Raw genomic sequence first — 4607 nt, 5'->3', positions numbered from 1 at the left:
GCCGGTCTTCGACAGCTGGTACTCGGCGCCGGCCTCGAAGAAGACGTTGCGGTCGCCCTCGAAGAGCGACACGTGGGTGTGCATGCCCGATCCGGGATGGTCGGTGAACGGTTTGGGCATGAACGACGCGTACAGCTCCTGGGACAGTGCCACTTCTTTGACCACCGCCCGGAAGGTCATCAGGTTGTCCGAGGTGGCGAGCGCGTCCGCATACCGGAGGTCGATCTCCTGCTGCCCCGGCGCGTTCTCGTGGTGGCTGAACTCCACCGAGATGCTCATCTCCTCGAGCATGGTGATGGCGTCCCGCCGGAAGTCCTGCGCCACCCCGTGCGAGGTGTGGTCGAAGAATCCGCTGGCGTCGACCGGGACCGGTTCCTTGCCCGGCTCCGGCGGCTCGTTGAAGACGAAGAACTCGACCTCGGGGTGAGCGTAGAAGGTCAGCCCCAGATCCGCCGCGCGGCGCAGCGTCCGCTTCAGCACGTAACGCGGGTCGGCGTACGACGGCGATCCGTCCGGCATCGTGATGTCACAGAACATACGAGCCGTCCCGCCGCGCCATGGCAGCACCTGGAAGGTGGACGGGTCAGGTTTGGCCAACATGTCGGCCTCATAGACCCGGGCGAACCCCTCGATGGCCGAACCATCGAACCCGATGCCCTCTTCGAAGGCGTTCTCCAGCTCCGCCGGGGCTACCGCCACCGACTTGAGGTAACCGAGCACGTCGGTGAACCACAACCGCACGAACCGAATGTCGCGCTCTTCCAGCGTCCGAAGGACGAATTCCTGCTGCTTCTCCACGACACCCCAGTCTGCCGCACGCATGTGTCAGGCGCATAGCCAGTCTCCCTCAAGCGTGTTGCAATCTTGTGCACGCGGTGTTCGCACGCCTTCTGACCGGCCAGGCGAGCGCTCGAACGCCGATGGCGACGAGTGCTCGCACGGCAAGCTAGGCTCGTTGGTGTGCCGCAGATCAGACTCGCTCTCGCTCAGGTGAACCCGACGGTCGGTGCTCTCGAAGCCAACGCCGACCTCATCGTCCGGATGACCAAGCACGCGGCCGGTCAGCACGCGCATCTGGTGGCGTTTCCCGAGATGGTGCTGACCGGGTATCCCATCGAGGATCTCGCCTTGCGACGGTCGTTCGTCGACGCCTCTCGCGGCGCGCTGGTGAAGCTCGCGGTCCGGTTGAACGACGAAGGGCTCGGTTCCATCGCCGTCGTCGTCGGTTATCTCGGCCGGGACGACGCGACGGCCGACATCCCCCGGCTCGGCCGGCCCAAAGGGTCGCCGCAGAACGCGGTGGCGGTGCTGTACGGCGGACACGTCCTCGGGCGGCAGGCCAAGCACCATCTGCCCAACTACGGTGTGTTCGACGAGTTCCGCTATTTCGTCCAAGGCGACCACCTCGGCGTCGTCCGGCTGCACGGCGTCGACATCGCCCTCGCGATCTGTGAGGACCTGTGGCAGGACGGCGGACCGGTGGCCGTAGCTCGCGAGGCCGACGCCGGACTCCTGCTGGTCATCAACGGCTCCCCCTATGAGCGCAACAAGGACGACACCCGCCTCGACCTCGCTCGACGGCGCGCGTCGGACGCCAAAGCCGCCCTTGCCTACGTCAACATGGTCGGCGGACAGGACGAGCTGGTGTTCGACGGCGACTCGCTGGTGGTCGACGCCGACGGTGACCTGCTGGCGCGGGCGCCACAGTTCGAGGAGGGCTGTCTGGTCGTCGATCTCAGCCTGCCGACCCCGACAGCACCCGCGCCAGGGCCGTGGGGGGTCGTCGACGAGGACATCGCCGGAATCCGGGTGCGCCGGAGCACGCTCTCCGACATGCCACTGCCCGAGTACACGCCGGAGCCAGGGGCCTTCGCTCCCACGCTGTCCGACCACGCAGAGATCTACGCCGCCGTCGTCACCGGGCTGCGGGACTATGTTCGCAAGAACGGCTTCACGTCGGTGGTGATCGCGCTCTCGGGCGGCATCGACTCCGCCCTCACCGCCGCGGTCGCCGTCGACGCCATCGGAGCCGAAAACGTGCACGGCGTCTCCATGCCCAGCGTCTACTCGTCCGAGCACTCCAAATCCGACGCCCAGGACCTGGCCGAGCGGACCGGGTTGCACTTCCGCGTCGTGCCGATCGCGCCGATGGTGCAGTCCTACCTGGACAACCTGTCGCTCACCGGTCTTTCCGAGGAGAACCTGCAGGCCCGTATCCGCGGAATGGCGCTGATGGGCCTATCCAACCAGGAGGGACATCTGGTCCTGGCCACGGGGAACAAGAGCGAGCTCGCGGTCGGCTACTCGACCATGTACGGCGATGCGGTAGGCGGGTATGCGCCGCTCAAGGACGTGCCCAAGACCCTGGTGTGGGAGCTGTCCCGCTGGCGGAACTCAGTCGCCGCCGAGCGTGGCGAGCAGCCGCCGATCCCGGAGAACTCGATCGACAAACCGCCGAGCGCCGAGCTCCGTCCTGGCCAGCTGGATACGGATTCACTACCGGACTACTCGTTGCTCGACGACATCCTGGACCACTACGTCGAGCAGGACCGCGGCAGCAGCGAGCTGTTGGAAGCCGGTTTCGCTCCCGACCTGGTCACCAAGGTGCTCCGGATGGTCGACGCCGCCGAGTACAAGCGCCGGCAGTACCCGCCGGGACCGAAGATCACCCAGCGCAACTTCGGCCGCGACCGGCGCTTGCCGATCACGACCGCCTGGCGCGAGCACGCGCCGACGAAGGACGAACTGCCCGCCGACGCGCAACCGCCGCCGCCTCCCCCGGGCTGACCTCGACCGGACTGTCGTACATTCCGAGGCTCACACCATACGAACCGACATTCCGGCTAACCAGACGACCACGAAGTCGTACGGTCCGCGACCGCCTCGTGCACAGCTCGGTTGGCGGGTTCGTCCTCGCTCACCTGGCGGGCGGAGGAGGCGGTGGGGGCGGTGCAGTCGGCCGCGTGGGCTTCTCGTCATGGTCCGCCCCCGGCTCCACGACCGCGGCACCGGGCTGAGCGCCTTCATGGTCGCTGCCCTCGTCCTCCTGGTCTATTTTCTCGACATCGTCGGCGTCGTCCTCGTCCGAACGCTCACCCTCGGCAGGGACCTCGTCCTGCGCAGAGACCTCGTCCTGAGCGGGGACCTCGTCCTCGTCAGGGACCTCACCCTCGTCCAAAGACTCGTCCTGAGCGGGGACCTCGCCCTCGTCGAGGGCCTCGCGCTCGGGTTTCAGATCGGCCTCGACAACAACGTCCACGGCCTCGTCGCCGGGGTCTTCTTCCTCCGGCTCATCTTTGCCCGCGTCGTCGCCCGTCCCAGCGTCATGAGGCCGCATATCACTGGCCTCGGCGTCACCAGGAGCGACGGCGCCGACACCGATCACGAACTCATAGACGACCCAGGCCAGCACCGCTCCGATCAGCGGGCCCACCAGCCACGACACGACGCCGCCCCATTCAGCGCCCACCACGGCGGGCCCGAAGGCGCGCGCCGGGTTCAGTGCGCCACCGGTCAGCCCGCCGATCGCATAGATACCGGCGGCGTAGGCGAAGCCGATCGCGATCGGATACGCGGACAGGGGCGCACGCTGGTCGACGATGGTGCCGATGACCGCGACGACCACCAGAAGGACTGCGAGTGCCTCCAGGACGACGGCTCCGGCCATGTTGAGGTCACCGCCGGTCACCGGGTCAGGCGTGGCCGCGGAGACGGTGTCCCGGCTCAGCACGGCCAAGACGGCCAACGCGGCGAGGACGCCGCCGATGATCTGAGCGGCCCAATAGATCGACGCGCCGACGATGTCGATACGCCTGCTCAGGAACATCGCCAGCGTCACCGCTGGATTGAAATGGCCACCGGACACGTGCCCGAGAGCGGCGACCAGCACAACGATCGTCAATCCCTGTGACAAGGCGTATGCCGTGATGTCGCTGTCGGCATTCGCGGTCATGATCGCGACGAAGGTCAGCACGAACGCGCCGAACCCCTCCGCTACCGCATTTCGGACCCAGACGTGCGGCATTGAGTTCCACTCCAGCTTGACTTACCAGGTGACCGCGGTGACCCACGGCCGTAGAGGACTGATACTTCGGCAAGGCTATGCGAACCTGTGCCCGCATTCGAATACCCCTTTCCGGACAGCCCAACGTGTCGACCGGACGGCGAACGCACGAACGCATTCACACGACGCGCCCGCCGTGTTACACGCACCGCCGGCGGCGCCCGCGGCCGAACCAACATGCGGCGTGTTCCGTCGCACACAGGCATAGATCTCTGCTCGCGTGGAAGAATTCACAGTGTCAGGGGACCCGAGGAGCGGGCCTCGAGACGACGTTAGGAGTCTTGCCATGGCCGTTGAGACGGCACCGCTGTACGGCGGCGAGCGAAGCCGGCGTATCACTATCCGCGACTTACGCGTCGCCAAGGAGAACGGCGAACGCTGGCCGATGCTCACGTCGTACGACATGTACACGGCGGAGATCTTCGACGAGGCGGGCGTACCCGTTCTGCTGGTCGGCGACTCGGCCGGCAACAACGTCTACGCCCATCCCGACACCGTCCCGGTCACGACGGAGGAGATGATCCCGCTCGCACGCGCCGTCGTG

4 protein-coding genes are annotated in these 4607 nt (G+C 66.9%); 2 read left to right on the top strand and 2 right to left on the bottom strand.

Translation table 11 applies throughout. From position 1 onward, the window contains the following. On the bottom strand, nucleotides 1-798 hold a 798-nt coding region (locus ELR45_RS41925), incomplete at its 3' end, for a glutamine synthetase family protein (RefSeq protein WP_420814002.1). A 162-nt stretch (nucleotides 799-960) separates the two neighbouring features. Here ELR45_RS41925 and ELR45_RS33475 point away from each other — a divergent pair. Then, nucleotides 961-2787, top strand: a complete 1827-nt coding sequence (locus tag ELR45_RS33475; RefSeq protein ID WP_129670153.1) for an NAD+ synthase — start codon at nucleotides 961-963, stop codon at nucleotides 2785-2787. Between the two features lie 130 nt (nucleotides 2788-2917). Here the strand turns inward: ELR45_RS33475 and ELR45_RS33470 are convergent, their stop codons facing one another. Beyond that, on the bottom strand, nucleotides 2918-4024 hold the full coding sequence (locus tag ELR45_RS33470; protein WP_129670152.1) for an aquaporin: 1107 nt from the start codon (nucleotides 4022-4024) through the stop codon (nucleotides 2918-2920). Between the two features lie 325 nt (nucleotides 4025-4349). On the opposite strand from ELR45_RS33470, the gene ELR45_RS41920 reads away from it, so the two are divergent. Further along, on the top strand, nucleotides 4350-4607 hold a 258-nt coding region (locus ELR45_RS41920), incomplete at its 3' end, for a 3-methyl-2-oxobutanoate hydroxymethyltransferase (protein WP_240760330.1).

Origin of the sequence: Phytoactinopolyspora endophytica (assembly GCF_004138495.1) — a bacterium.
Lineage (GTDB): Bacteria > Actinomycetota > Actinomycetes > Jiangellales > Jiangellaceae > Phytoactinopolyspora > Phytoactinopolyspora endophytica.
This window is presented reverse-complemented; position numbering and strand designations above follow the sequence as displayed.